Below are 26,342 nucleotides of genomic sequence, written 5' to 3' on the forward strand. Positions count from 1 at the left end.
GCATGCTATTGCCACATCGGCTACCAGCATAACGGCGCCGCCTCGCCACGCCAGAATATCCACCGCCGCGTCTCCGCATACGGCGAGGTGCCGATGGAGTAGGGGTCCATGCCTGTCTCCAGGCGCTCCAGTTGCACCAGATAGCCGCCGTAGCTGGCCGCCCACAGCGTGCTGCCGTCGGGCGACGCCTCCATGGCGCTGATGGTGCTGCCGATGTGGTGGCGCCACAGCGGGCGGCCGTCGTCCCCGAGGGCGTGCAGGTAGCCGTCGGCATCGCCCAGCACCACGATGCCGGGCAGGGTGGCCGAGGCGTACACGCGGCAGCGTTCGTCCAGCGGCGGGGCGTCTTCGTCGCCCGCAGCCCCTTGCGGCGGCCCTCCGAGGGGGACGGAGCGGGTGCCGCCCCCGTACAGGTGGCACGAGTTGGCGAACAGGCGCGTGCCATCGTGCGAGAAGGTGGCGTGGTGCGGGTAGGACGACAGCGTTTCGTATTCGGCCACCACGTTGCCCCGTGCATCGAGCAGGATGTGCTGGCTGTCCTGGTCGCCCACCGCGATGTGGCGCTCGTCCGGCGACAGGGCCATGTGCAGCATGTCGAGCGCCAGCACCGTGACCTCTGTGCCATCTACCCATTCTTCCTGCTGGTTCTTGGGCCAGGTGTAGGGGCCATCCTCGTCGAAGGTCTGGGGGTGCAGGCGCTGTACGCCGGGGCTCCCCTGACTGCCCTGGCTGGCCAGCAGGTAGATGCCCGTGGGGTTGCGCAGCAGCACGCGCTGGCCGTCGTTGAAGGGGATCAGTTCGTCGCAGCGCTGGCCCGGCGGGCCAGCCGACACCGGCACCTGGGGCGGCAGCCCTTCGTTGCCCTGGGGCAGTGCAAACCGGGCGATCACCGGGCCGTCGAATCCGTCGTGGGTGGTGATGTGCTGGCCATCGCTCCGGGCAAAGCAGCGCCGGTTGGGCGAGCGGCCCAGGCCGTGCAGCGCGGGCAAGGGGGTGCGCCTCACGCCCTGCAGTTCCACCCAATGGGCGGCATCGTCGTAGGGCGCGCCGATGCGCGCCAGCACGCGGCCGTCCTCCAGCGCGAACACCGGGCCGATGAAGCTGCCCGCATCGGCGGCGCGCCGCACAAAAGCATCGGGGGCAAACGCAAAACGCTCGCGAAAGCGGTCGGCCAGGTCCTCGTCGGCGTGGGTGTTGACCACGCGGGCCAGTTGCAGCACCGTGGCGGCAGCCGCCTTGCGCGGGTCGGAGGGCAGGTGGCTGTCTTCCTCGGTATCGCCTTCGCCTTCGCCGTCACGGTCGCCGTCTGCCGGGTTGCCGCCGTGGCCTGTCTGCGCCTCGGCCGCATCCAGGGCGCGCTGGTGGGCGCGGATGGCGGCCACATAGCCTTGTCCGTCGGCCTGCCACTGGCCGGACAGGGCCATCAGCTCGGCGGGGAAGACCGCCGCATCGGGGGCATCAGGCGCCAGCGGCGGCGCGGCCAGCAGGTGCACGGCCGCCGCGATGCGCTGGGCCTCGGCCTGGCGGGCCTGTTCCTGTTCGTGGCGCGCGCGCACACGGGTCTCCACCCCGCCCGCGAAGCGCAGCAGCCGCGCGATGTGGTCGGCCGCGCCGCGGGGCAAGGGGGCGCGGGCATCGCTCTGGCGCTGTGCGTAGGTGAACTCCACCACGGCGGGCCCGTCCAGCGCGGGCTCCACATTGATCTGGTAGGCGCTGTGGGCGTTGTCTTCTTCGTCGCCGGGGGCGTCTTCGCCGTTTTCCCAGCTGAGCTTGAAGGCGCGGCCCCAGGGCTCGCCGCCGTGCATGCAGGGCTGGCGCGCGCCCACCCACACGTCGCCTTCCCACCAGCCGTTGCGGTCGCTGTCCCACCAGTCGTTGTAGCGCTCGGTGAACACGGGCAGGCTGGTGAAGTCCTCGATGCGTTCTGCGGTCAGCGCGGCCACCAGGCGCTGGTGCAGCGGGTAGCGGGCGCGGTGCTGGCCCACGGCCTTGCGCAGGTAGTCCAGCACGCCACGCCAGGCCTGCGTGCAGGCCCGCCAAGCCTCGGGGGCGGTGTCGGGGGCCAGGGGCAGCCACTCGCCGGGCTCGCCTTCGCGGTAGGCGCGGTACACCAGCGTGGGCCGCGCGGTGGTCGGCACCTTGCGGCCCAGGACGGCGGCGGCCAGGCGTGCCAGCAGCCCCTGGCGCTCGGGCACCTGCGACACCGACAGGTAGAAGTCCCAGGTCTTCCACACGGTGATGAACACGTTGTCATCGCGCTGGTCGCCCTCCGCGTCCACATGCCGCTGGCACAGCGAAAAATCGGTCTGCCGGAACCATCCCGTGGCCGTGTGCTCCTTGGGGCCGATCACCGGCGTGTGTGTTGCGGCGAGGATGTTGCGCACGCTGACCGCTTCATCGGCGAACAGGCCCGCCTCCAGGGGCAGGGCGGCATGGATGTCGTCGCTGCCGCGCGTGGCGCTTTCGCCCGTGCGCACGGCGGCCACCACGCGGGGCCGGTCGAGCATGCAGCCGATGCCATTCTCGCCATCGTCCGTGCCGTCATGGAACACGGGCGGGAACACGATGCCCGCGATCTCGCTGGAGAACTCCGCCCGGTGCGGTATGCCGCGCACCTCGTCCATGAGGAACTCCACCTGCTCGGGGCCGGTGATGTCCACGGGATAGGCATCCGTGAACAGCGCCACCCGGGCCTGCAGGCCGCCCCGCACGGCGAGGCCGCCATGGCGGCCGTCGCCCCAGAGCAGGTCGGCCACCCGCAGCGCGCCCTGCACATGCAGCCGCTGGCCACCCACCACGGCGTTGCGCAGGCTCGCATCGCCCAGCACGGCCAGGTGGGCGGCGCCCCCAGTGCCGTCGCAGGTGAGCGCGCCGTCGATCTGCAGGCACCCCTCGATCAGGATCAGAAAGGGCTGGCCCGCGAGGGCGGGGTGTGCCGGGTGCGCGCCGCCACCCTGCAGCAGCGTCCGCAGCGGGCTGCCGCTGGCCAGGGCCGCATCCAGGTGCAGCGCGGTCAGCTGCACGTCGCCCGCGATGCAGAGCACGGTTTCGGCGGCCAGGGCGGCCGGGTCCCGCGCCAGGCGCCCGGCGATCCAGCTGTCGGCGGGCAGACGGTCGGCCACATCGGCCAGCGTACAGAGTCGGGCGGGGGGCATGTGCATCGGTGCGGGAGGGGGGGGCGTCCGGCGGGCATCGTACACCGCGCCCTGCACGGTTCCTGCTTTGCGCGGACAATCATGTGTTGTCTTATCAATGGACCGCCATGACACAGAATCCCCCCGCCTTCGAAGTGCTGCCGCGCGACCTGTCCGCCTACCGCCAGGGCAACGTGGGCATCGACTACGTGCACCGTTTCGAATCTGGCCAGCCCGGCCCCCATGTGCTCATCAATGCGCTCACGCACGGCAACGAGATTTGCGGCATGGTCGCCGCCACGCACCTGCTGGACACGGGCGTGCGCCCGCGCATCGGCACCCTGACCATCAGCTTCGCGAACGTGGCGGCGTACGAGTCGTTCGACCAGGCGCGCCCCTTCGAAAGCCGCCAGCTCGTGCACAACCTCAACCGCATCTGGTCGGCCGGCGAGCTCGACGGCACGGACGAGAGCCCCGAGCTGCTGCGCGCGCGCGCCCTGCGCCCCGTGGTGGCCGCGGCGGACCACATCCTCGACATCCATTCGACCAGCCAGGACGTGGAGCCCTTCTGGGTGTACCCGGCCTACCCGCGCAACGCGGACGTGGCGCTGGCCCTGGGACGCCCGCCCGTGCACCTGGTCATGCCCAGCGGGCTGGGGTCGGGGACGCCGCTCATCCAGCACGGCCGCCATGGGCTGGCCGACAGCCAGGGGGTGGCGCTGGTGGTGGAGTGCGGCCAGCATTTCCTGCAGTCGGCGGCCGACATGGCGACGGCGGTGGCACTGGATTTCCTGGCGCACTTCGGCCTGATCGAGGCAGCTGCGGGACGGCCCGTGCCCGGTCCCCAGCGCCGTTACGAGCTGCTGGAGACCTGCATGGTGCGCACGCCCGGTTTCCGGTTCACACGGCCGGTGCAGGGGTTCGAGGTGTTCGCGAAGGACGAACTCATCGCCACCGATGGTCCGCACGAGATCCGCGCGCTCTGTGATGACTGCACGGTGCTGATGCCCACGCGCGAACCTATCGTGGGCCGCGAGGCGGTGTACCTCACGCGGCCTCTCGCGGTCTGAGGGTCTTCGGGCGCCCCCGCCGGCTCAGAACGATGAGCCGGGCTGCGCGAGAAAAGCGGTTTCCTGCGCGGTGGAGCCGCGCCCCAGCACGGCGTTGCGGTGCGGATACCGGCCAAAGCGCGCGATGATGTCGCGGTGGCGCAGCTCGAACCGCAGGTTGTCTTCCAGGCCGGGCTGGTCGAACAGCGCCATCGCCTGCGCGTGGATGGTGCTCGACTCGCTGTGCATGTAGGGCATGTACGCAAAGGCGCGCTGGGCGGTGGGCAGGTCCCGGTCATGCCGGCCGGCCACCAGTTCCTGGGCGAGCGCCAGCGCCTGCGCGTCCTGTGCGAACGCCAGGGGCGAGCCGCGGTGGATGTTGCGGGAAAACTGATCGAGCACCAGGATTTCCGCCAGGCGCCCGCGCGCCGTGCTGCGCCACGTCCACAGCTCGCAAAGGCGCGCGGCCTCCCAGGTGGCGCCGAAGCGTTCGCGGATGGTGGCGTCCAGTGCATCTTCCTGGGCGAAGTGTTGCGCGGGCGTGAGTTCTTCGAACCAGAAATGAAGGACGTCTTCAGCTTGCATGGGGCGTTCTCTGGATGAAATGGGCAGCAGGCGCCGGAGCGTGGTGCCTGGGATGCTATGGATGCAATGCGCGCATGTTCGCCGCAGGCTTGGCAGGGAGGGTGCCTTGCAGTCGATGGCTTGCTTACTTGCCTGTTTCCTTGTCCAGGCGGATCTTGCCATCCCGCACGTACTGGTTGAACTGGTCGCGGGGAATGGCGGCCGAACCCACGGCGTCATTGTCGGCCGTCCAGCTCAGGGTGGTGCTGTCCTTGGCGGGCTCGATTTCCACGGGGCCCTTGGGTATGGTGAGCGGTGCGCCGTCACCCGGGGTGTAGGTAACGTGGCCTGCGATGGTGGCGTGCTGTGTCATGCGATCTCCTTTGGCGGGGTGCCGCCGCAATACTGGTCGCTTCATTGGACCGCCAAGCGCGCCGCCGCGCTGTAAGACCATGCCGTGCATCGGCGCGGGCCATGGCCCAGATCCACCCATCCCGGACCCCTCGTGCCCGGTGTCAGGGCGGCAGCACGGCCTGCGTGCGTTCCTGCCGCACCAGGTACAGCCCGCTGCCGATGATGATGGCGCCGCCCAGCAGCGTGGAATAGCCCGGCACGGTTTGCCACAGCACCCAGTCCAGGCCCATGCCCCAGGCCAGCGCCGTGTATTCAAACGGCGCCACCACCGATGCCTGCCCGTGCCGGAACGCCTCGGTGATCGCCAGCTGGCCCAGGAAGCCCGTGACCGCCAGGCCCGCCACCAGCGGCCAGTGCGCTTGCGCCACACCCACCCAGCGGGGCCAGGCCAGCGCCCCCGCGCCCAGCGCCAGGAAGGCCGTGGTCCAGAACACCAGGCTGGCGCTGGAATCCGTGCGGCTGAGCACGCGGCCCGTGATGGCCGACACGGCGTACCCGCACGCCGCCCCCAGCACGGCCAGCGCGCCCAGGGTGAAGAAGGCCTCCTGGCTCGGCCGCAGGGCCACGACGACGCCCACCATGCCCAGCGCGATCGCCACCCAGTGCGCGGCGCGCACCCTCTCGCGCAGCACCACGGTCGACAGCGCCGTGATCAGCAGCGGTGCGATGAAAAACAGCGTGTAGGCCTCGGCCAGGCCCAGTTCCTTGAGCGCATAGGTGAACAGGCCCAGCATGGTCACGTTGAGCACGCCGCGCAGCAGGTGCAGGGGCCAGCGCACCTGGAGCAGGCGGCCCGCCTCGCCGCGCCACAGCACATACAGCGCCACCAGCGGCAGCGCCGCCCAGCCGCGCAGCGCCGCCACCTGCATGGCCGGGTAGCTGGCCGACAGGGTCTTGAGCAGTGCGTCCATCAGGGAGAAAAAGCCTACGGCCGCCACCATGGCGACGATGCCGCGCAGGTTGCCCGTGGCCGCCGTGTGCGCCGCCGTGGGCGCGCGGGGGTTGCCGGCCTGCGTCATGGGCGGGCCGCCAGGTGGGAGCGGCGCGCGCGAGGTGCGGGCGCCGGGCTGCGGCAGGGCGGGGGAAAAGGCTGCGCGGGTGGGGTGTGCATGTGCGATGCCGGCGGCATGCTGGTGGCGCCGCGGGCCCAGGTGGCTGAGAGCCAAAAAGTGTAGCGCACGCGCGGTGCCGGAAATGGCTGGCCCGGGCTGCGCCCGCTCAGTCCGGCTTGTGCTGCGGCCGGGTGCTGGCGCGCGCCATGCGGTCGTGCACCAGCGGCACGGCCCACAGCACCAGCAGCGCCAGCAGCGTGCTGAGCACGGCCGTGGTCTCCCGCCCCAGGCCCGCCGCGACCCCGATGGCGGCCGTGAGCCAGATGCCGGCGGCGGTGGTCAGGCCCCTGACCTGGTTTTCGGCGTCGCCCTTGAGGATGGTGCCCGCGCCCAGGAAGCCCACGCCCGCGATGATGCCCTGCAGCACCCGGCTGTTGTCCGCGGGCGCGATGCCGGCCTGCTGCGCGACCAGCACGAAGAGCGCGGCGCCCATGGCCACCAGCATGTGGGTGCGCACGCCGGCAGCCTTGCCCGCGTGCTCGCGCTCCCATCCAAGCAGCCCGCCCAGCACCGCGGCCACCGTCAGCCGCACGACGATGCGCGTGGCCTGCGCGGCGTCGGAGACGTCCGAAAACTCGGACGCCACGGCGGCGGCGATCTCCTGCCAGAGGTCAGCCATGGGGCGTGCCCCGGTGGCCGGTGGCGGGACGGGCGCTTGCCGCCGCGCGGCGGTGGCTGGAGGTGCGGAGTGTTGGCATGGTGGGCAGGCAGGTGGTGCGGCAGCGATGGTGCTGGTTCACGACTGTGCCGCCCGCGCCAGGCCGTGCCTACCGGCGGCGGGCGGGCCCGGGGGTAGGACGGTGCCGACGCGACGCCTGGCCACGCCATGGTGGCGGCCACTGAAATGAGGATGAAAATGCCATGAAGCGCTTGATGGAAAAGCGCCAATAGCTATGAAAATAGTAGTAAATGGCGTGGCGATGAACGGACCTTGGACCCCCGCCCGGAACCGGCGCCGTCCCTGTGCCACGGGCCGCTTGCACGCAAGGGTGGCGCGTGTCACGATTTGCTCCGGGCCCCCCACGCCACCGTTTGCCCGGGCCGCCGCCACGGGGCAGGCGCGGCCCAGTGAGGAGTTCGCCATGACCCCGCAGCGCATTGTTCTGATCCAGGGACATCCCGACGCGAGCGCGCCGCACCTGTGCCATGCGTTGGCGCAGGCCTATGCCCGGGGGGCCACCGGCGCTGGCCACGAGGTGCGGCAGATCGACGTGGCCGCCATCGACTTCGCGCTGCTGCGCAGCCAGCATGAGTGGGAGCTGGGCCTGCTGCCCGCCAGGCTCAGGCCCGCCCAGGACGACATCAGCTGGGCCCGGCACATCGTGCTGTTCTTTCCGCTGTGGCTGGGCGACATGCCGGCCCTGCTCAAGGGTTTTCTGGAGCAGGTGGCGCGGCCCGGCTTCGCGTTCACCACCGAGGGCAGCAACCCGTTCGGCCGCAAGGGGCTCACGGGCCGCAGCGCGCGGGTGGTGGTGACCATGGGCATGCCCGCGATGGTCTACCGCTGGTATTTCCGCGCGCACAGCGTGAAGTCGCTGGAGCGCAACATCCTGGGTTTCGTGGGCATTGCGCCGGTGCATGAAACGCTGGTGGGCAGCGTGGAGCAGTTGGGCGAGGACGGCGTGGCCAAGTGGACGGCGCGCATGCAGGCGCTCGGCGCCAAGGCGGGGTAGGCGGGGTAGGCGGGGCCCTCAGTCCTGCCACGGCAACCGCGCCAGCAGGCGCTGCCAGTCTGCCGTGGGGCCCGTGGCCTGCGCGCCGTCCCCGGTACCCGGCGCGGGGCCCGCGCCGCCCTGCGGGGCCACGGGCCATGGCAGCCCGCTTTCGAACGTCATGGCCAGGCCCGTTGCCGGGTGCGGCACCGTGAGCTGCCAGGCGTGCAGCCACAGCCGCTGCTGGCCCAGCCGCTCGGCCCACCAGCGGTTGAGCGGGCCCTTGCCGTGCGTGGCGTCGCCGATGATCGGATGGGCCAGGTGCTTGAGGTGGCGGCGGATCTGGTGGCGCCGGCCCGTGGTGGGCACGGCCTCGACCAGCGAGGCGCGCGTGGAGGCGAAGCGGGGGTCGCTGGCCTCGGGCAGCGTGAGCCGCGCCAGGCGCCGAAAGCGCGTGTGCGCCTCCTGCACGGCCGTATCGGCCGGCGCGTCGTCGGGCCGGAGCGCGTGGTCCACCGCGACGGCCTCGGGCGCCCAGCCGCGCACCATGGCCAGGTAGCGCTTGTGCGTGGCCTGCTGCTCGAAAGCCTGCGACAGCGCGCGCGCCGCATCGCTGTGCAGCGCCATCACCAGCACGCCGCAGGTGCCCTTGTCGAGCCGGTGCACGGGGAACACATGCTGGCCCAGTTGGTCGCGCAGCACCTGCATCACGAAGCGCGTTTCGCCGGCATCGAGCCCCGTGCGGTGCACCAGCCAGCCGGCCGGCTTGTAGACGGCCACCAGGTGCTCGTCGCGCCAGAGGATGTGCAGGGGAGGGTGCATGGAAAGAAAAGTGGCCTGTGCCGCGGGCCGGGTAGGGAAGGCGCGCATTGTGCAGCACGCCGCGCGCTCTACACTGCGCCGATCCCGTTCATGCAAAGGATGCAGTGGTATGTCGGCTGGAGACTGGAAGGACATGTACGCCGCCGCCGTGGCCGGCGATCTGGCGCTGGTGCGCTACCACATCGGTGCGGGCGTGAACCCCAACTACCAGCACCCCGAGATCCTGTGCACGCCCCTGGTGGCCAGCCTGATCCACGGGCATGCCGAGATCACGCGCTACCTGCTGGCCCACGGCGCCGACGCCGGGCTGAGGTCCGACTTCGACGACATGACGCCGCTGGAGGCCGCGCGCCGCCACGGGCGCACCGAGTTCGTGCCGCTGCTGCGGGCCCGGGGCGGCAAGGAAGAGCGCAAGCCGTTCTGGTGGCGCTGGCTGCCCGTCTAGCGGCGCCGGTCAGCCGCCGGCGGCGGCGAAGGGGCCCGCCGATCCGCGTGCGGCGGCCGCGTCCGGATGCCAGGACTGTCTGCCCGCCGCTGGCGGCCTTCCAAGGTCTTCAGGCAAGGCGTGCAGACTCCTTGGCCCGCATCTTGGCGGCGATGTATTCGCCGTGCGTGACATGCAGCAGGCCGGCCACCTTGCTGATGGTGTGCATCTCGTTCTCGTCCAGGCGCGCGTCGGCGTACGCCACCTGCCACATGGCCTCGACCAGTTGCACCTTCTGCGGCTGTGTGAAGTGATCGTTCAGGCTGCCCGTGAAGCGTTGGTAGTCGTAGGCGCTGCGGGAGGTGTCGACGGCCAGCTCCAGCAGGCGATCCAGTTCATCGTCGGCCAGCGCGAACTTGCCGCGCAGGGCGGTGACCATGGCCGTGCGTTCGGCCGCATCCATGGCCGCGTCGAACCGCACCACCTCCACCAGCAGCACGGCAGCGGCCAGTTGCACGGCGTGGGCCTGCTCCTGGGCGGAAGGGGTTGCCGGGGGGTGCATCAGGCTGTCGAGCAGGTCTTTGAGTGTCTGGAACATGGAGGGTGCTTTCGATGGGGCCGCGGCATGCAGGCATGGATGGATGGAGGTCGCACGGGCGGTCTTGGTTCCCCCGCCCTGGTGCGGCCGGGCGGACGGCCGCCGTGGCGATACAGTGCTCGCCCCCCGCCACCACCCCGGCGACAATTGGGGGCCATGACGAAGAAAACCATACTCCCCCTGCAACTGCTGGTTGCCCCCGCCAAGAATGATCCCTCGCCCCTGGTCCTGTACCACGGGCGCTATTGCCCCGACGGCTTTGGCGCCGCGCTGGCCGCCTGGCTCTACTACGGCGACAGCGCCGAGTACGTGGGGCTGGACCATGGCGATGTCAACACCGTGGACGACCTGCCGCCCGTCGCGGGCCGCGCGGTCTACATCCTTGATTTCTCCTTCTCGGCCGAGGTGCTGCGCGCCATCGACGAGCGCGCGGCCAAGCTGGTGATGCTGGACCACCACAAGAGCGCGGCCGAGAAGCTCACGGGCTTTGCCTGCCGCTGCGGCGTGGTGCATTTCGACATGGGCAAGTCGGGCGCGCGCCTGGCGTGGGAGTTCTTCCACCCGCACGAACCCGTCCCGGCGCTGCTGCAGTACGTGGAAGACCGCGACATCTGGAAGTGGGAGTTCGCCGAGAGCGCGGGCTTCCTGTCGGCGCTCGACATGGAGGCGCAGACCTTCGAGCGCTGGCGCGAGATCGCATCCTTCACGCCGCAAGAGCTCACGCTGTTCATGGCGCGGGGCGCGGCCATGGATGAAAAGTACCGCAAGCTCGCGGCCGACATCGCCGAGGGCGCGCAGCCGCTGGTCTTCAACGGCATCGAGGGCCTGATGGTGAACGCCCCCGGCATGTTCCACAGCCTGGTGGGCGACATGCTGTCGGCGAAGACGGGGACCTTCGCGCTGATGTGGAGCGCGGGCGCCAAGGGCGTGAAGGCCGGGCTGCGCGCGCAGCGCAATTTCGACTGCATCGCGCTGGCCGAGAGCATGGGCGGGGGCGGCCATGCGCAGGCCTGCGGTTTCAAGATGAAGGTGGAGCGCCTGCCCGAGCTGCTGACGGGCACCTTCAACGCCTGAGACCGGGGCCACGCCCCTGGGTCGCTTCGCGCCTTCCCCCTTCTCTCGAATGCTCCGCGATGCGGGAAGGGAAACGCAGCCAGTGCGGCGGGGCGGCCCTTGCACGGATCTCTCCCGGCCCAGGGCGGGCGTGTGCAAACGCCCTGCGCAGCTCTGGGGCATCGTCGGGCCAGTGCCATTGACCCCCGAGGCTACGCCAGCCGCAAGTCGGCCGCCTTTGCCCCCGGAAACACCCGCGCCACGGCGGCGGCGTTCAGCCCGTACATCCGCGCGAACAGCCCACCGAGCACGGCGCGGTAGTCGTTGAGCACCGGGTAGTCGCGGTTCTGGAACAGCGTGGCGGCGCTCAGGGCCTGCTGCTCGCCCGCGATGCGCCCGCCATTCACGCCACCGCCCAGCACCCAGAACACGGTGCCGTGGCCGTGGTCCGTGCCCCGGTTGCCGTTTTCTCGGAAGGTGCGGCCGAACTCGCTCACCACCACGACCACGGTGGATTTCCATGCGGGGCCCATTTCGTCGGCAAAGCCGGCCAGGCCCCGGCCCAGCTCCTCGAAGCGGTTGGCCAGCGCGCCCGTGGCCGCGCCCTGGGCCACATGGGTGTCCCAGCCGCCTACGTCCACAAAACCCAGCTGGTAGCGCGTCTGCATCAGCCGCGCCATGCGCCGGGCCGTGCCCTCGAAGCCCTTGGTGCTGAGCGCGTTGCGGCTGGCGGCCTCCATCTCGCCCTGCATGGTGCGGGCCACTTCCTCGCGCGTGGCAAAACCCTCGGCCACGGACGTGGCCAGCGGGGTGCCCCGGTACATGGATTCGATGAGCTGGGCCTGCCGCGCGTCCACGCCGCTGCGGCCCGCGCCCGCGCTCAGCAGGGTGTTGGGCACGTCCACCGCGCCGCGCAGCACCAGGGGCAGGGTGCTGGTGAAGGCCATGGGCTGCGGCGTGGCCGCTGCGCCGGCCGCCGGGGCGGCGAGTTCGGCCACCAGCCGGTTCAGAAAGCCCGAGCGGTAGTCGCGCCGCCCGCCCACGGGCTGGCCCAGCTCCATGCTGTCCTGGGTGTCGAAGTGGCTGCGCGAGAGGTCGTCGGTGCCCGCGAAGGGCACGAAGGCCAGCTGGCTTTTCTGGTACAGCGGCAGCATGGAATCCGCGAGCGCGGGGTGCAGTCCCCAGTCGGGCGTGAGCGCCAGCGCGCCGCCGTCCTGTCCGGGGCGGGCGATGGCGATGTTCGGCCGCGTCTCGTAGTAGTAGCTGCTGGCCGTGGGCACGAGCAGGCTGGCGCAGTCGTAGCCGCCGCGCAGGAACACGAGCAGAAACCGCACGTCCTGAGCGCGCGGGGCGGCCAGAACGCTTGCACTGGCCACGCCGAGCGCGCTGGCGCCCAGGGCCTGAAGAAGGTGTCTGCGTTGCATGGTGTTCTCCTATCCATGCATGAATTCGGGTGATGCGAGGAACAGCAGGTTCCATTCGCGCGGCGACGCCGCCTGGGCCAGCGCGTTGCGCGTGGCGGTGGTCCAGGCGGGCTGCAGGGCGCGCACGTAGGCGCTTTGCGCCAGCGGCGGGGGTGTGCGCTGCGGTGCCGCTGGCCCGGCCATCCCGTCCTCGCGCGGGGCGGGGGCCGTGGCGGCCCCGGCGCCGATGGCCCGGGCGATCTCGAAACGCGTGGACATCTGCCCGGAGCCCGACCACGCGGCCGCATCGAGCGGGTAGCCGTCGGGCGTGGCGCGGCCGTACAGGGGCTCGGCCAGGCGCTGCAGCCAGGCGAGCGCGGGCTCCGCGCCGGGCAGCACGGCGTCGCCATGCGCCAGGCGCAGGGCGGCCAGCACGTAGTGCACCGGGTCGCGGAAACGCTGGCCCAGCGATGCGCGAAATCCGGGGGCGTTGAAGAGTGCTTCCAGCACGGCGGCGATGTCGCCATCGGTGCGTTCGAAGGTGCGGGCCAGCGTCTGCAAAAGCGCGGGCGGCGGGTTGTCGCCCACCAGAAAGAGCGCGACCTTGCGCGTGACGAAGCGCGCGGTCGCGGGAGCGCGGGCCAGGCGGTCCAGCGCTTCGTCCACCTCGGCCAGGCCTTCGGCGCGCAAGGGCTGGCCCAGCAGCGTCTTGGGGTCCCAGTCGTGGCGCTGGGGGTTGAACTCAAACAGCCCCTGGCGCACGTAATGGCGGCGCAGTGCGGGCTTCATGCGCGGCGGCTCTTCGCCGGGCGGGCGCAGCGATACGCCCACGCCGGTCAGCACGCGCGCCAGCTCCTGCACGTCCTGCTGGCTGTAGCCGCCGTCCACGCCCAGCGTGTGCAGCTCCATCAGCTCGCGCGCATAGTTTTCGTTGATGCGGCCGGCTGCGTTCTGCGCGTTGTCCAGGTAGCGCAGCATGGCCGGGTGGCGCGCGGTGGCGCCCAGCAGGTCGCGAAAGCGGCCCAGCGCATGGGGGCGCACGGCACGCTCCTCGTAGTCGCCCACCAGCGCGCGCAGGCTGCCCTTGCCCGCGAACACGTTGAAGTGGTTCATCCAGAACCAGGTCATCTTCTCGCGCAGCTGCGCGGGCGTGTACAGCGCGCGCAGCACGAAACGCTCGGCCGCCTCCTGCTGCAGGGCGCGCATGTCCTGCTGCCAGGCCTTGAGCGCGGCCTTGCGCGCGTCTTCGGTGGGCAGGGCCTTGGCGGCGCGGTGGCGTGCGTCCATTTCCAGGGCCAGCGCCTCGGCGGGCACGCGGGAGATGGTCATCGCGTCGATGCGGGCCTGGGCTTCGCGCGGCAGCGCGGCCGGCGGGGGGCGCAGCTGGGCGGCCAGACAGGCCTGTGCGCCCTGGGGGGCCAGCGCCTGCGCGCCCTGGGCGGTGCAGCCCCAGGTGACGCGGTCCAGCAGGCGGGCCAGGGTGGGCTCGTCGGCGGTGCTCCATGCCTCCATCCCCGTCGCGCAAGCCATGCCGGGGAGCGCCCCGGCCGCCGCGCCCAGCAAGCCCGCGAGCACGGTGCGGCGGCGCAAGGGGGCGGGGCGTGGTGGCGAGGTCATGAAGAGGTTGGGCGGCAGGCCAGGTGCAAGTGGGCGCATGGTGCGCCGCCCCGCACCGCCGCGCAAGCCTGTGCGGCGGGTTTTACCTGCGCGACACAAACGGCCCGGAGGATGTGTCGATTGGTTTCCGCAGGCCGCGCAGCGTGGCGCGTGCGCGGCCTGTCTGCCCGCCTGCTACCGCGCGCCCGCGGGCGCAGCACCGGTGGCCTGCGCGGCTTCCTCGAAGCGGTCCACCGTGCGCAGCGTCTTGAACGCCAGCATCCAGCCGCCCACGACGCCCAGCGTGCACAGGCCGCCCACCACGGCCGCCGGCACCACGCCCAGCCACGACGCGCTGGTGCCGGCGCGGAACTCGCCCAGTTCGTTGGACGAGCCGATGAACAGCATGTTCACCGCGTTCACCCGCCCGCGCATGGTGTCGGGCGTGGAGAACTGCACCAGCGCGCCGCGGATGTACACGCTCACCATGTCGGCCGCGCCGGCCACCATCAGCGCCGCGAACGACAGCCAGAACCAGCTGGAGAGCGCGAACACCAGGTTGGCCGCGCCAAACACCGCCACGGCGATGAACATGGTGCGTCCCACATGGCGGTTGAAGGGGCGCATGCTCAGGTACAGCCCCGCGCCGACCTCGCCCACGGCCATGGCGCTGCGCAGCGCCCCCAGGCCCGCGGGGCCCACGTGCAGCACCTCCTGTGCATAGATGGGCAGCAGGGCCACCACGCCGCCCAGCAGCACCGCGAACAGGTCCAGCGAAATGGTGCCCAGGATGATCGGCCGCGAGCGGATGAAGGTGATGCCCGCCCCGAAGCGTTCGAACATCGTCCCCTGCGTGGGTCCGGGCGCCGTGGCGTGCGCCACCACCACGCGCAGGAGCAGCGCCACGCCCAGCCCGAAGCAGGCGCAGCACACGGCGTAGGTCAGTTCGCCGCCGCCGAGCGCATACAGCAGCCCGCCCAGCAGCGGCCCGCCGATGCTGGCCACGCGCATGAGCATGCTGTTGGCCGCGATGGCCTGCGCGAGCTGGCCGCGCGGCACGATCTGCGGCAGCAGGCTCTGCATGGCCGGGCCCGAGAACGCGCGCGAGCAGCCGTACAGCACCAGCACCGCATAGATGCCCGCCACGCCGCTGGCCCCGTGGCCCGACAGCCACCACAGCAGGGCGCTGCACAGCCCGCCCACGCTCCAGCTGATGGCCAGGATGCGCTTGCGCTCGAACCTGTCGATCAGGTCGCCCGCCGGCAGCAGCAGGCACAGCATGGGCAGGAACTGCGCCAGGCCCACATAGGCCAGCGCCAGCGGCTCGCGCGTGAGGTCGTACACCTGCCAGGCCACCACCACGGCCTGCACCTGCGTGGCCACGACGGCCACCACGCGGGCGATCAGAAAGGAAACAAAACCGGAATGGCGGTAGACGCTGGCGGCGGGCGCCATGGGCGTGGGCTCAGGGGTGGACATGGGCGGGGGAGGGGTGACGGATCGGCCGGGTGCGGTGCAATGCGCCGCCAAGCCTGGTGCGAAGGACCCTGGATGCTACCGGTTGTGCGGCGCCGCCCGGGCCCGCGCCGCGCAAATCCCTCAAAGTGGCGCCGTGCTGGGCCGACCGCGCCGCCGCATCCTCCGCCGTGGCGAGCGTGCGCCTTGCCCTGGGGGCGCGGAAGGCTTCAGCGGCCGTGCCGGTGCCGGTAGTCCCAGGGCGCCAGCGGGCGCCGCTGGGACCACAGGCCCGCGCCGCCGCCCCGCGCCTGCTGCTGCAGCGGCGCCAGGTGCGGGTGGCTGGCGGCGTAGGGCGTGTACACCCAGGCCAGGCCGGCCCGCACCTGGGCCGCGGCCACGTCGGTGCCTGCGCAGCGCACATTGGCCACCGTGCGGCCATAGCTGTCCCGGTCCAAGGCCTGCAAGGTGGCGCGCTGCCTGAAGCACAGCCGCGCCAGGTTCTGGCGGGACTTCTGTCCGAAGGCCTGGCGCGACTCGGGTGCGTCGATGGCGGCCACGCGCACCTTGACCTGCCGGTAGGCGCCGGGCGTACCGCAGCGCGCGGTGAGGGTGTCGCCGTCGCTGATGGCGACGACCAGGCACAAAAGGGTGGCGAGCGGCATGGATGGAGCGAAGCGGGGAAGCGGGTCGGGCCGAGGGGGCGGCGGCGGTGCGCACCCTCCTGCCATTTTGATGGACGGACCGGAGGGTGGCGCTTGATATTCAATGGATTCTAGCTATCAATAGTGTAGCTTTCCGGCACTCTGCTCCCACTCCGGCGGCGGCTGCGTGTGCGTCGTCTTTGCCCGTCCGGTGGCCGCTGTGGCGGGCACGCATCAACGCGCCACCGTTGAACCGCCGGGGCGGGGTTCAGGCAGGGTTTTGGGTGGTCATTGTGAGAAAATGTTTCACCCATGGGGCGAGGGCCTGCGACCGTGATTCGGCATGCAAGTGCCCGCCTGCGCGGCCGGGCCGGTGGGCGAGGGCGCAAGCCTGCCACGGCCGCTCTCCAGGCGGGGTGTGCGGCCCCGCTGCAATGTCGTGCCCGCGCGGCCGCCATCCCCCGTCGCCGCAAGGCAAGAAATCACCGAAGAAAGAGCTTCCGACCATGTCCTCCCCGCGCGTTCATGCCAGCCCGTTGTTCCTCAGCCTGCTTGCGGCCGCGATGTGGGGCCCTGCCGCGCAGGCGGCGGACGTCACGATCCGGCCGGCGGCGGGCTCGGGGTTTGCCGTCAAGGACGCCAGCGGAACGCAGATCCGCTTTCGCGTGGATGAGGGCGGCGCCATCGCCGCACCGGGGATCGCGGCTTCTCCGGCGGTGGCCAACCGGGTGTGCTACGGAGCGGCCGGCGTGCTCGGTCCGTGCCAGGCTTCGGCCGTGGGGGCCACGGGCGCCACCGGCCCCACGGGGCCGACCGGACCTCAGGGGCCCGCAGGCGCGGCAGGAACCACGGGCACCGCCGGTGCGACGGGGGCCACCGGGGCGGCCGGCTCGTTTGCGGGCAGCTACATGGGTGCCTGGTCCGCGGCCACGGCCTATGCCTCCGGCACGCTGGTCAGCCAGGGCGGCTCGACCTACCTGCAGGTATCGGCTTCGGACTCGATCAACGCCGACCCCTCCGTGAGCCCTGCCGTCTGGGCGCTGGTGGCGCAGGCAGGCGCGGCTGGCGCCACGGGAGCGACGGGCGCCACCGGCTCCGCTGGCGTCGCAGGAGCGGCTGGCGCGGCCGGGCCAGCGGGTGCGGCCGGTCCCGCGGGAGCCACGGGCCCGGCCGGGGCCACCGGCGCGACGGGGGCCACTGGCGCCACGGGTGACCTAACGGGGGCTGTCCAGTTCGCGCCCGCCGTGCAGCAGGCTGCCACCACGGCCAGCGCGCTCGTCAACCTCAAGCTGGTCGGTGCCGCCACGCTGGGTTCGGCCGGCAATACGCCACTGCTGTCGCTGTCTGCCAGCGGCCTGTACCTGGATGGCCAAAACCACGACAAGGAGCGTGTGCGTGTGGACAACGACGGCGCCATCCTGTCGGTGGGCGACTTTTCCAACGGCATGGGGGGCGCGCCGGCCGAAGGCCCGGGCACGCGGTTCCTGTGGTATCCGCAAAAAGCGTCCCTGCGCGCCGGGCAGATCGACGGCACCCAGTGGGACGACGCCAACATCGGCATGTATTCCACGGCGTTCGGCTACAACGCCAGGGCTTCGGGCGACTATGGCTTCGCCGTGGGGCAGGGTACGGTGGCGGCCAACGGCAACTCCGTGGCCATGGGGCTGTACAACGTCGCCTCCGGCTTCGCGTCGGTGGCGCTGGGGATGGGCGCGCATACCAACGCGCGGCAGGGCTCATTCGTTTTTGCCGACCGTTCGTTTCCCACCTTCTGCGACGGCGGCGTGTCCTGCTCGCCAGAAACCTACTTCCGCGCGGGGGTGAACAATTCCTTCAATGTGCGGGCCGCGGGCGGCGTGAACCTGTATACGAATGCCGCGGCCACCACCGGCCTGCGCATGAGCTATCTGTCCACTGGCGGGTCCAATTTCTACGGCAGCTTCGTGTGGACCGACCGCTCCAGCGATGCCGCGATCACCCCGTCGGGCACCAACCAGGCCATCTTCCGGTCTTCGGGCGGCTTCACGATCTACACCGACGCGGGCCTGGCGGCCGGGGTCACGGTGGGCGCGGGGGGCGGCTCGTGGTCCTCCGTCTCCGACCGCAATCTCAAGGAGAACTTTGCGGCGGTCGATGGTGAAGACGTGTTGCGGCGCCTGCGCGCGGTGCCGGTGACCACCTGGAACTACAAGACAGAAGGCCTTGCGGTGCGCCACATGGGGCCCATGGCGCAGGATTTTTCCGCCGCTTTCCGCCTGGGGGACAGCGATACGAAAATTGCCACCATCGATCCTGACGGCGTGGCGCTCGCGGGTGTCCAGGCGCTGGACAAGCGCACGGTGGCGCAGCAGCAAAGGATCGATGCGCTCCAGAAGGACCTGCAGGCCAAGGAGGAGGCGCTGGCCGCCATGGCCCAGCGCCTGCAGCGGCTGGAAAAGCTTCTCTCCCAGGCCAGGCCCTGAGGCGCGGGCGCAGCGGTGCGGACCAGGGCGCAGCAATTTGATACCTTGTGTGCGGGGGAACGGGCTGCCCGCTGACATCGCCACCCCGCCATGCGGGCCATACTGCGAAGCCATCGCAATGGGCCGCCGCCGGCGACCCCGTTGCCTCGCGCAAGGGAACTGCGGGCGGCCTGGCCCGTCACACCACCTCTTGGGCTGGCGCCTGCTTGCGGGCAGGCGCGGCCGATGATGATCCATGACACAAAAGGAGTGCCGGTTTGAGCTTTCCTTCGACCACCCCCATTGATCCAGGCGCCCTGGGCGCGCCTTCTTCCCGCGGATTTCTCGGCGGGGCACCGGCTCTGCGCCGTGCCCGGACTTTCGTGGCGGCCCTGGCGGCAGGAGCCGCGGCGCTGACTTTGCCAGGTTGCTCGGCCACGGGTGCCAAGACCTTCGCCGTGCCGGAGAACTTCGGATCGGTGGCCACCTACTCGCGCCTGTTCGATGCCACCCCGCAGCAGACCTGCGAGGCCTCGCGCCGCGCGCTGCTGAGCCAGGGCTACATCATCTCCACCCACCAGACGGAGTTGGTGGAAGGCAAGAAGAGCTTCCAGCCGGAGGCCGAGTCGCACCTGCAGATGGTGGTGCGCGTGGTGTGCCTGCCGGAGGCCAGCGATGGCAAGGTGAGCCTGGGGTTCGTGACCGCGCTGCAGGACACCTATGCGCTGCGCAAGACCAACAACTCCGCCAGCGTGGGCGTGGGCGCCATCGGCTCGGTCTCGCTGCCGTTTTCCGCCAGCAGCGAATCGCTGGTCAAGGTGGGGAGCGAGACCATCTCCAAGGACACGTTCTACGAGAGCTTCTTTGACCTCGTCAAACGGTACCTGGCGATCGACCAGGCCCAGGCGGCCGGAGGCTGAGGCCCTTGCGGGATGCGCGCGAGGCCTGGCGAAGCCGGGCGGCGGCCTCACTGCCCGCGCCAGCGCGCCACCTGCTCCCATCCCGCGGGCCAGTCGCCCAGGCCGCTGTCGGCATTCACATGGCCGAGCGCGCCCAGCACCACGTGTTCGGCGTTCCACGCGCCCGCGCACCGCGCCGAAAAACCGGGGGTGGAGTAGGGATCGCTGGTACTGCTCATCAGCATGAGCCTGTCCATCGTCGGCAGCGCGGCGGGCAGCGGGAAGAAGCCCCGGGCATCGGCTGGAAACGCCGGGCCCTCGGGGTCGGGCACGGCCACCAGCAGCAGGGCGTGCAGCGGCCGGTGGTGGCGTGCGGCCCAGTGCACCGCCACCAGGCAGCCCAGGCTGTGGGCGACCAGGATGGGGGGCTGCGCCGCCGCCGCGATGGCGTCGTCGAGCGCCTGTACCCACGCGTCGCACACGGGGTGATCCCAGTCCGCCTGCTCCACGCGCGCCACGTCCGCGTGCCGGGTTTGCCACAATGACTGCCAATGCCCGGGGCCGGAGTTGTGGATGCCGGGAATGAGCAAAACAGGTCGCGTCGCCATTGGTGTTCCTTGTCGTGAAAGCAGATCCATCACTGCCCCCCGACGATAGGAAAACCATGCCGCCGCGGCCAGCGGGCTTCATCGGAAAGCGCGCCCCCAAACCTTGAAAGCATCGCAAAGGAACCATCCCCGTGGAACTGGACAAGAAAGACCGGCAGATCCTCATGGCCCTGCAGGACGATGCGCGGCAGAGCCTGTCGGCGCTGGGCAAGAAGATCGGCCTGTCGCAGCCGGCGATGAGCGAGCGCGTGAAGAAGCTCGAGGACGCGGGGGTGATCTCGGGCTACGCGGCGCGCATCGACCTGGCCGCCGTGGGCCTGGGCCTGCAGGCCGTGGTGCGGGTGCGCACCACGCACGAGCACATCAAGCGCTACGTGCAGCTGTTCCAGTCCATGCCCGAAGTGCTGGATGCCGTGCGCGTGACGGGCGAGGACTGCTTCGTGGTGCGTTGCGCCTTCGGCCAGCCCGCCGACCTGGAGCGCGTGGTCGATGCGCTGGCGGCCCATGGCAGCGTGTCCACATCGCTGGTGCTGTCCCATCCCGTGCACAAGGCGGTGCCGCTGGCGTGAGGGGACGTGCAAGACGGGACGGCTTGCGGCGCTTTCAGTATCAATCTAGGTTGCTATATAAAATATAGCAAATCTTGCCTCTACGGCCGCGGCACCTCGTAGCGCAGCTCCGCGAAGATGCCGCCCAGCGTGGTCACGGACTTCAGGCGCAGCGTGGGCTGCACGATGGACCGCGGAAACAGCGGCGCGCCCGCGCCCAGCGTGACCGGTGCGATCTGCACGATCAGCTCGTCCAGCAGGCCCGCGTCATGGAACTGCCCCACGAGTTCGCCGCCACCCACGATCCACACATTGCGCCCTGCTGCGGCCCGCGCCATGGCCTGGTGCACGGGCCGCACGTCGCCCTGCACAAAGCGCACGTCGGCACCGGGAATCGCGCGCAGCCTGCGCGAACTGAACACCCACGTGGGCTGCGGGTAGGGCCAGGGCTGGCCCGCGTCGATGGCATTTCTGAGCATCCATTCGTAGGTGTGCGAGCCCATGGCCAGCGCGCCCACATCGCGGATGAAAGCGGGGTAGCTGGAGCCCTCGATCTCGCCAAACTGCAGCAGCCAGCCGAGGTCGTGGTCGGGCGTGGCGAGGAAGCCGTCGAGGCTGGAGGCGCCATAGAACTGGGTGGTCACGCGGATTCCTTCCGGTCGGTGGGTGGCCCTGCACTGTAGTGCGCGCTGGTGACAGCGTACTGGCAGCAATGGTGCGTTGCGCGCGGCCTCGCGGGGCCCTTGAAACCCCGTTCGCGCGGGCACGCGAATAGCGCGAGGAGCCGATGGAGTGCATTTTTAAAAATTGTATTGAGACAATTGATAGTCGTATTTGACAATCAATGTCGAAGAATCGAGACTGCATGCACCGACACACAGAGCCCATGCAGCCATGAAACGCCTGACCGACTACGCCAGCTACGCCGATGCCCAGAGCCACTTCGCGACCGAGCGCCTGTGGGATCTTTTCGATGGGGACCGCGCTGCGTTCAACATCGCCCATGAGTGCGTGGACCGCCATGCCGGTGCGGGCCGCGATGCGGTGATCGTCTGCCGCGCCGATGGCGTGGACGAAACCATCACCTTCGACGAACTCTCGCGGGATTCGGCCCGTTTCGCACACTTCCTCGAAGGCCGGGGCGTGCAGCGCGGCGACCGTGTGGCGATCATGCTGGAGCCCTCGCGGGCGTTCTACACGGCGATGTTCGGCGTGATCAAGCGGGGCGCCATTGCCGTGCCGCTGTTCACGCTGTTCGGCCCCGACGGCGTGCGCCTGCGGGTGGGCGATTGCAAGCCGAGCCTGCTCATTACCAACGAGGAAAAGCGCGGGGTCGTCGAGGGCCTGGGCACCGCCGCGTTCGAGGTCTTCGATGACGCGCTGTGGCAGCAGCTGCAGGCGCTGCCTGCCACCTACGCCAGCACGTCGCGGGCCGACGACCTGGCCGTGTTCCAGTACACGTCCGGCACCACGCGGGAGCTGCCCGAGGCCGTGAAGCACACCCACAAGGCGCTGGTCACGCTGATGGTGGCCGCGCTGTACGGCACGGGGCTGCGCCCCGGCGACCGCTTCATGTGCCCGTCGTCCCCCGCCTGGGGGCACGGCCTGTGGCATGGCACGCTGGCGCCGCTGGCGCTAGGCCTGACGATCGGCAGCTACAGCGGCCGGTTCAACGCCGAGCGGCTGCTGCAGGCGCTGTCGGCCCACCGCTTCACCAACATGTCGGCCGCCGCCACGCACTACCGCATGATGAAGAACTGCGGCAAGGCGGGCGACCACGCCTATCACTTCACGAAGCTGTCGTTCACCGGCGAGCCCATCGACGACGACACGGCCGACTTCGTGCACGAGCGCTTTGGCCTGGAGGTGTGCAGCATGTACGGCACGACCGAGATCGGCGTGGTGCTGGTGAGCTACCCCGGCGCCAGCGACTTCCCGGTCAAGCGCGGCTCGCTCGGCAAGGCCGTGCCCGGCACCCGGGTCGAGGTGCACGACGCGCAGGGGCACATCTGCCCGCCGGGCACCACGGGGCAGCTCATGGTCTTGCGGCGCGGCCAGTGGATACCCACCAAGGACCTGGGCCGCACCGACGAGGACGGCTATTTCTTCCACGGCGGCCGTGCCGACGACGTGATCATTTCCGCGGGCTGGACCATGAGCGCGGTGGAGATCGAGAACGTCATCCTCATGCACGAGGACGTGCTCGAAGCTGCCGTGATCGGCGTGCCCGACGCACTGCGCGGGCAGGTCGTCAAGGCCTTCGTCGTGTCAGGCCGCGAGCGCAGCGAGGGCTTCATCGACGAGATCCAGAACCTTGTCAGGACCAAGCTCAGCCAGCACGAATACCCGCGCCACATCGCGTTCGTGGCGGAGCTGCCCAAGACCCCCGCCGGCAAGGTGCACCGCAAGGTCTTGCGGGAGCGCGAAGCGGTGGCCTGCGCCTGAGCACCCCGCCACCCGCGGTCCCTTCTTCCCTCCGTCTGTCCGTCCATCCATCCATTCATTCATTCACCACCACCACCCCAAGGAGACTCCACCCATGTCCATTGCCACCACCCCGCAGCGCAGCTTTCCCAAGATCACCGACAGCGGCCTCGATGAACTGCGCGAGCGCATCGGCATCAAGATCGGCCAGACCGCCGAGCCCTGGTGCCACGAGGCCACGCGCGACAACATCCGCCACTACGCGCACGGCATCGGCGACGACAACCCCCTGTGGTGCGACCCCGACTACGCGGCCAGGAGCCACTACGGCGGCATCGTCGCGCTGCCCAGCTTCCTGTTCGCCACCAGCCGCATCGTGTCGGGCTATGTGGGCGGCCTGCCGGGCGTGCACGCCATGTGGTCGGGTGCGGACTGGACCTGGCACAAGCCCGTGCGCCGCAACGACGTGATCTCGACCGAGGCCTCGCTCAAGGACCTGATCGAGCACCAGACGCGTTTTGCCGGCCGGGCCATCCAGCAGATCTACCATGTGGACTTCTTCAACCAGGACGGCGACAAGGTGGCCGAGGCCGACAGCTGGTGCTTTCGCACCGAGCGCGACCATGCGCGGGAGCAGGGCAGCAAATACCAGAACGTGCGCGAACGCGGCCCGCGCCAGTACACCGACGAAGAGTTGAACGAGGCCTACAAGCTCTACCGCAATGAGGAAGTGCGCGGCGCCACGCCCCGCTACTGGGACGACGTGAACGTGGGCGACGAGCTGCCCACCATGTTCAAGGGGCCGATGACCGTGACCGGCTTCATCGCTTACGCGCAGGGCTGGGGCGGCCTGTACATCCGCGCCAACAAGCTGGCCTGGAAGCTGATCGACGCGCACCCGGGCGTGGGCATCAAGAACCGCTTCGGCATCCCGGACGTGCCCGAGCGCGTGCACTGGGAAGAAGACTTCGCGCTCGAAGTGGGCGCGCCCGGCGCGTACGACTACGGCCCCGAGCGCACCTCGTGGCTCACGCACCACCTCACCAACTGGATGGGCGACACGGGTTTCCTTCACAAGGCCAGCTGCAAGATTCGCCGCCACAACCCCGAGGGCGACATGCTCTTCATCAAGGGCAAGGTCACGCGCAAGTTCGAGGAGGGCGGCAAGCACCTGGTCGAGATCGCACAGGAGGCGCACAACCAGGACGGCGAGCTGTCGGTGCTTGGCGGTGGCGTGGTGGTGTTGCCCCGCCGCGGGTGAATAGCAGCATGACAAGCTTCAGCGCCCCGGCGCTGGAAGGCCTGCGGGTGGTGGACCTCACCCGCGTGCTCGCAGGCCCCCTATGCACCCAGATGCTCGCCGACAATGGCGCCCAGGTGGTCAAGATCGAGCCGCCAGGGGGCGACGAGACCCGGCACCTCGGACCGCCATACGACGACATGGGCCACTCCGCGTACTTCGCCGCGCTGAACCGGGGCAAGAAGGCCATCAGCCTGGACCTGAGCCAGCCCGACGCGCACGAGGTGCTGCACCGCCTGCTGCGGGATGCCGATGTGCTGGTGGAGAACTTCCTGCCCGGCACCATGGAGAAATGGGGCCTGGGCTACGAAGACGTGCTGGCCGAACGCTACCCGCGCCTCATCTACTGCGCCATCTCGGGCTTTGGCCGCGATGGGCCGCTGGGCGGCCTGCCGGGCTACGACGCGGTGCTGCAGGCGCAGTGCGGCCTGATGAGCATCAACGGCGAATCGGCCACGGGCGCCACGCGCATGGGCATTCCCATCGTGGACCATCTGACGGGCTATGTGGCGCTCACCGGCATCCTCATGGCCCTGTGCAGCCGGCACCAAAGCGGTGCCGGGCAGCGGGTGGAGGCCACGCTCTACGACACGGCGCTGAGCCTGCTGCTGCCGCATGCATCGAACTGGTTCGCGTCGAAGAAGGCCCCGGGCCTGCTGGGCAGCGCGCACCCCAACATCGCCCCGTACGACAAGTTCAGGGCGCGCGACGGGCATGTGTTCATCGGCATCCTCAACGATGGCCAATTCCGCCGTTTCAGCCAGCACATCGGGTGCCCGGGCCTGCCCGAGGATCCCCGGTTCCACGCCAACGCAGACCGCATCGCGCACCGCCAGGCGCTCAAGGACATCATCGAGTCCGCGATTGCCACGCAGGACTGCGAGCCGCTGTGCGAGGCGCTGATGCGTGTGGGGGTGCCCGCCGGGGTGGTGAACGACGTGCCGCAGGCGCTGGCCCAGGCGCACTGCGCGCACCGCGAGATGGTCATCCGGCAGGGCGCGTTCACGGCGCTGCGTGGCCCGGCGCGGCTGTACGGCACCCCGGCCCTGCCGGGAGCGCCGCCCCCGGCTTTCAGCCAGCATGCCGACGAGGTGCTGGCCGATCTCGGATTCAATGACGCCCAGAGGCGGGACCTGTATACCCGGGGTGTCGCGCGCACCCGCCCTCTCTGATCTGCAGAGCACAAAAAATAAAGGAGACAAGCATGCGAACCTTCGCTGCCATCATGACCGCTGCCAGTTTGCTGTGGGCGATGCCCGCTGCCCACGCGCAGGCCCAGGCCCAGGCCCAGCACCCCAGCTATCCCACCAAGCCCATCCGCATCATCGTGGCCTATGCCGCGGGGCAGGGCACCGATGTGGCCACCCGATTTTTGGGCGAGCAGCTCGGCCGGGAACTGGGCCAGCCCATCGTCGTCGAGAACAGGGCCGGTGCCGGTGGCAACCTGGGCACCGAGCTCGCGGCCCAGGCCCCGGGCGACGGCTACACCCTGACCATGGGCACCAACGCCACCCATGTGCTCAACCAGTTTCTCTATGCGAAGCTGGCGTTCGACCCCGAGAAGGATTTCGAACCCATCGCCATGGTGGGCACGTTTCCCATGGTGCTGGCGGTGGGGGCCAATGCCCCCCACCATTCCGTGGCGGAACTGCTCGAATCCGTGAAACGCGCCCCCCGCTCGGCCGACATCGCGATGCCCAGCACCTCGGCGCGCCTGGTGGTCGAGTTCCTGAAGGAGCGCTCGTCGGCCCCGTTGTTCGGCGTGCCCTACAAAGGCTCGGGCAACGCGGTGACCGACGTGCTGGGTGGCCAGCTGCCGGCGGTCATCGACACGCCCCTGGCGCTGCGGCCCCACATCGCGGCCGGCAAGCTGCGCGCCATTGGCGTCACGTCGGCAACCGCCAGCAACCTGGCGCCCGGCGTGAAGCCCATCGCGGAGCAGGGCCATCCGGGTTTCGAGTTCGTGGCGTGGAACGCGCTGTATGCGCCCAGGGGCACGCCGGCGGCGGTGACCGGTGTTCTCAATGCGGCGGTCAACAAGGTGCTGGCCCGGCCCGAAGTGCGCCAGCGCCTGCTGGAACTGGGCTTCGAGCCCGCGGGGGGAACGGCCGCGGCCCTGATCGAGTTCGCCAGGAAGGAGCGCCAGCGCTGGGCGCCCATCATCAAGGCTGCGGGCATCCGCGCGGACTGATGCAAGGCTCC

Annotated in this window: 24 protein-coding genes; 11 read left to right on the forward strand and 13 right to left on the reverse strand. The window is 70.4% G+C overall.

Going from position 1 to position 26,342, the window contains the following annotated elements; all coding sequences use genetic code 11:
- Positions 1–20 precede the first annotated feature (20 nt).
- A complete protein-coding gene (locus KW843_RS04975; RefSeq protein ID WP_370628434.1) occupies positions 21–3,161 on the reverse strand; it encodes a YncE family protein in 3,141 nt (1,046 codons plus the stop codon).
- A 101-nt stretch (positions 3,162–3,262) separates the two neighbouring features.
- Here KW843_RS04975 and KW843_RS04980 point away from each other — a divergent pair, with 101 nt between their 5' ends.
- Positions 3,263–4,204, forward strand: a complete 942-nt coding sequence (locus KW843_RS04980; RefSeq protein WP_218293971.1) for a succinylglutamate desuccinylase/aspartoacylase family protein — start codon at positions 3,263–3,265, stop codon at positions 4,202–4,204.
- Between the two features lie 24 nt (positions 4,205–4,228).
- On the opposite strand, the gene KW843_RS04985 is transcribed toward KW843_RS04980, so the two are convergent.
- The 4 genes from KW843_RS04985 to KW843_RS05000 all read right to left on the reverse strand — a co-directional run bounded on the left by KW843_RS04985 (position 4,229) and on the right by KW843_RS05000 (position 6,892).
- Positions 4,229–4,768 carry a DUF924 family protein gene (locus KW843_RS04985; protein WP_218293972.1) on the reverse strand — a complete coding sequence of 180 codons (540 nt, stop codon included), beginning with the start codon at positions 4,766–4,768 and terminating at the stop codon, positions 4,229–4,231.
- Positions 4,769–4,892: 124 nt separating this feature from the next.
- A complete protein-coding gene (locus KW843_RS04990) occupies positions 4,893–5,120 on the reverse strand; it encodes a hypothetical protein (protein ID WP_218293973.1) in 228 nt (75 codons plus the stop codon).
- Between the two features lie 142 nt (positions 5,121–5,262).
- Positions 5,263–6,180: a DMT family transporter gene (locus KW843_RS04995; protein ID WP_218293974.1), complete on the reverse strand. Its 918-nt coding sequence runs from the start codon at positions 6,178–6,180 to the stop codon at positions 5,263–5,265.
- A 199-nt stretch (positions 6,181–6,379) separates the two neighbouring features.
- The gene (locus tag KW843_RS05000) at positions 6,380–6,892 is read right to left on the reverse strand and encodes an MgtC/SapB family protein (RefSeq protein WP_218293975.1); all 513 of its coding nucleotides are present in this window, start codon (positions 6,890–6,892) and stop codon (positions 6,380–6,382) included.
- Positions 6,893–7,355: 463 nt separating this feature from the next.
- Between KW843_RS05000 and KW843_RS05005 the strand changes: the two genes are divergently transcribed.
- Positions 7,356–7,946 (forward strand): NAD(P)H-dependent oxidoreductase, encoded by a 591-nt coding sequence (locus KW843_RS05005; protein WP_218293976.1) that lies wholly within the window; start codon positions 7,356–7,358, stop codon positions 7,944–7,946.
- Between the two features lie 18 nt (positions 7,947–7,964).
- Here the strand turns inward: KW843_RS05005 and KW843_RS05010 are convergent, their stop codons facing one another.
- Positions 7,965–8,747 (reverse strand): pseudouridine synthase, encoded by a 783-nt coding sequence (locus KW843_RS05010; RefSeq protein ID WP_218293977.1) that lies wholly within the window; start codon positions 8,745–8,747, stop codon positions 7,965–7,967.
- Between the two features lie 109 nt (positions 8,748–8,856).
- Here KW843_RS05010 and KW843_RS05015 point away from each other — a divergent pair, with 109 nt between their 5' ends.
- On the forward strand, positions 8,857–9,192 hold the full coding sequence (locus tag KW843_RS05015; RefSeq protein WP_218293978.1) for an ankyrin repeat domain-containing protein: 336 nt from the start codon (positions 8,857–8,859) through the stop codon (positions 9,190–9,192).
- Between the two features lie 109 nt (positions 9,193–9,301).
- Here the strand turns inward: KW843_RS05015 and KW843_RS05020 are convergent, their stop codons facing one another.
- Positions 9,302–9,769, reverse strand: a complete 468-nt coding sequence (locus KW843_RS05020) for a TerB family tellurite resistance protein (RefSeq protein ID WP_218293979.1) — start codon at positions 9,767–9,769, stop codon at positions 9,302–9,304.
- Positions 9,770–9,925: 156 nt separating this feature from the next.
- Here KW843_RS05020 and KW843_RS05025 point away from each other — a divergent pair, with 156 nt between their 5' ends.
- Positions 9,926–10,843, forward strand: a complete 918-nt coding sequence (locus tag KW843_RS05025; RefSeq protein ID WP_218293980.1) for a DHH family phosphoesterase — start codon at positions 9,926–9,928, stop codon at positions 10,841–10,843.
- Positions 10,844–11,034: 191 nt separating this feature from the next.
- Here KW843_RS05025 and KW843_RS05030 read toward each other — a convergent pair whose 3' ends face one another.
- The 4 genes from KW843_RS05030 to KW843_RS05045 all read right to left on the reverse strand — a co-directional run bounded on the left by KW843_RS05030 (position 11,035) and on the right by KW843_RS05045 (position 15,941).
- Positions 11,035–12,246 (reverse strand): DUF1501 domain-containing protein, encoded by a 1,212-nt coding sequence (locus KW843_RS05030; protein ID WP_218293981.1) that lies wholly within the window; start codon positions 12,244–12,246, stop codon positions 11,035–11,037.
- A gap of 9 nt (positions 12,247–12,255) precedes the next feature.
- Positions 12,256–13,842 (reverse strand): DUF1800 domain-containing protein, encoded by a 1,587-nt coding sequence (locus tag KW843_RS05035; protein ID WP_218294454.1) that lies wholly within the window; start codon positions 13,840–13,842, stop codon positions 12,256–12,258.
- A 174-nt stretch (positions 13,843–14,016) separates the two neighbouring features.
- Positions 14,017–15,300, reverse strand: a complete 1,284-nt coding sequence (locus tag KW843_RS05040; protein WP_218293982.1) for an MFS transporter — start codon at positions 15,298–15,300, stop codon at positions 14,017–14,019.
- A 206-nt stretch (positions 15,301–15,506) separates the two neighbouring features.
- On the reverse strand, positions 15,507–15,941 hold the full coding sequence (locus KW843_RS05045; protein WP_218293983.1) for a thermonuclease family protein: 435 nt from the start codon (positions 15,939–15,941) through the stop codon (positions 15,507–15,509).
- A gap of 485 nt (positions 15,942–16,426) precedes the next feature.
- Here KW843_RS05045 and KW843_RS05050 point away from each other — a divergent pair, with 485 nt between their 5' ends.
- Together KW843_RS05050 and KW843_RS05055 are read left to right on the forward strand one after the other, a co-directional pair.
- Complete coding sequence (locus tag KW843_RS05050; RefSeq protein ID WP_218293984.1) at positions 16,427–18,382, forward strand: tail fiber domain-containing protein; 1,956 nt, start codon at positions 16,427–16,429, stop codon at positions 18,380–18,382.
- A 362-nt stretch (positions 18,383–18,744) separates the two neighbouring features.
- The gene (locus tag KW843_RS05055; protein ID WP_370628453.1) at positions 18,745–19,281 is read left to right on the forward strand and encodes a DUF2242 domain-containing protein; all 537 of its coding nucleotides are present in this window, start codon (positions 18,745–18,747) and stop codon (positions 19,279–19,281) included.
- Positions 19,282–19,328: 47 nt separating this feature from the next.
- Here the strand turns inward: KW843_RS05055 and KW843_RS05060 are convergent, their stop codons facing one another.
- Entirely contained in the window at positions 19,329–19,868 is a 540-nt protein-coding gene (locus tag KW843_RS05060; protein WP_218293985.1) for an alpha/beta hydrolase, read from the reverse strand.
- Positions 19,869–19,999: 131 nt separating this feature from the next.
- Here KW843_RS05060 and KW843_RS05065 point away from each other — a divergent pair, with 131 nt between their 5' ends.
- Positions 20,000–20,437 (forward strand): Lrp/AsnC family transcriptional regulator, encoded by a 438-nt coding sequence (locus KW843_RS05065; RefSeq protein ID WP_218293986.1) that lies wholly within the window; start codon positions 20,000–20,002, stop codon positions 20,435–20,437.
- Between the two features lie 80 nt (positions 20,438–20,517).
- On the opposite strand, the gene KW843_RS05070 is transcribed toward KW843_RS05065, so the two are convergent.
- Positions 20,518–21,060, reverse strand: a complete 543-nt coding sequence (locus tag KW843_RS05070) for a dihydrofolate reductase family protein (protein ID WP_218293987.1) — start codon at positions 21,058–21,060, stop codon at positions 20,518–20,520.
- A gap of 250 nt (positions 21,061–21,310) precedes the next feature.
- Here KW843_RS05070 and KW843_RS05075 point away from each other — a divergent pair, with 250 nt between their 5' ends.
- From KW843_RS05075 to KW843_RS05090, 4 genes are all read left to right on the forward strand, one after another.
- A complete protein-coding gene (locus KW843_RS05075) occupies positions 21,311–22,861 on the forward strand; it encodes an acyl-CoA synthetase (protein ID WP_218293988.1) in 1,551 nt (516 codons plus the stop codon).
- A 100-nt stretch (positions 22,862–22,961) separates the two neighbouring features.
- On the forward strand, positions 22,962–24,101 hold the full coding sequence (locus KW843_RS05080) for a MaoC family dehydratase N-terminal domain-containing protein (RefSeq protein ID WP_218294456.1): 1,140 nt from the start codon (positions 22,962–22,964) through the stop codon (positions 24,099–24,101).
- Positions 24,102–24,109: 8 nt separating this feature from the next.
- The gene (locus KW843_RS05085; protein WP_218293989.1) at positions 24,110–25,312 is read left to right on the forward strand and encodes a CaiB/BaiF CoA-transferase family protein; all 1,203 of its coding nucleotides are present in this window, start codon (positions 24,110–24,112) and stop codon (positions 25,310–25,312) included.
- A 32-nt stretch (positions 25,313–25,344) separates the two neighbouring features.
- Positions 25,345–26,331: a tripartite tricarboxylate transporter substrate binding protein gene (locus KW843_RS05090; RefSeq protein ID WP_218293990.1), complete on the forward strand. Its 987-nt coding sequence runs from the start codon at positions 25,345–25,347 to the stop codon at positions 26,329–26,331.
- Positions 26,332–26,342 lie beyond the last annotated feature (11 nt).

Source organism: Acidovorax sp. sif1233 (assembly GCF_019218755.1).
Lineage (GTDB): Bacteria > Pseudomonadota > Gammaproteobacteria > Burkholderiales > Burkholderiaceae_C > Acidovorax.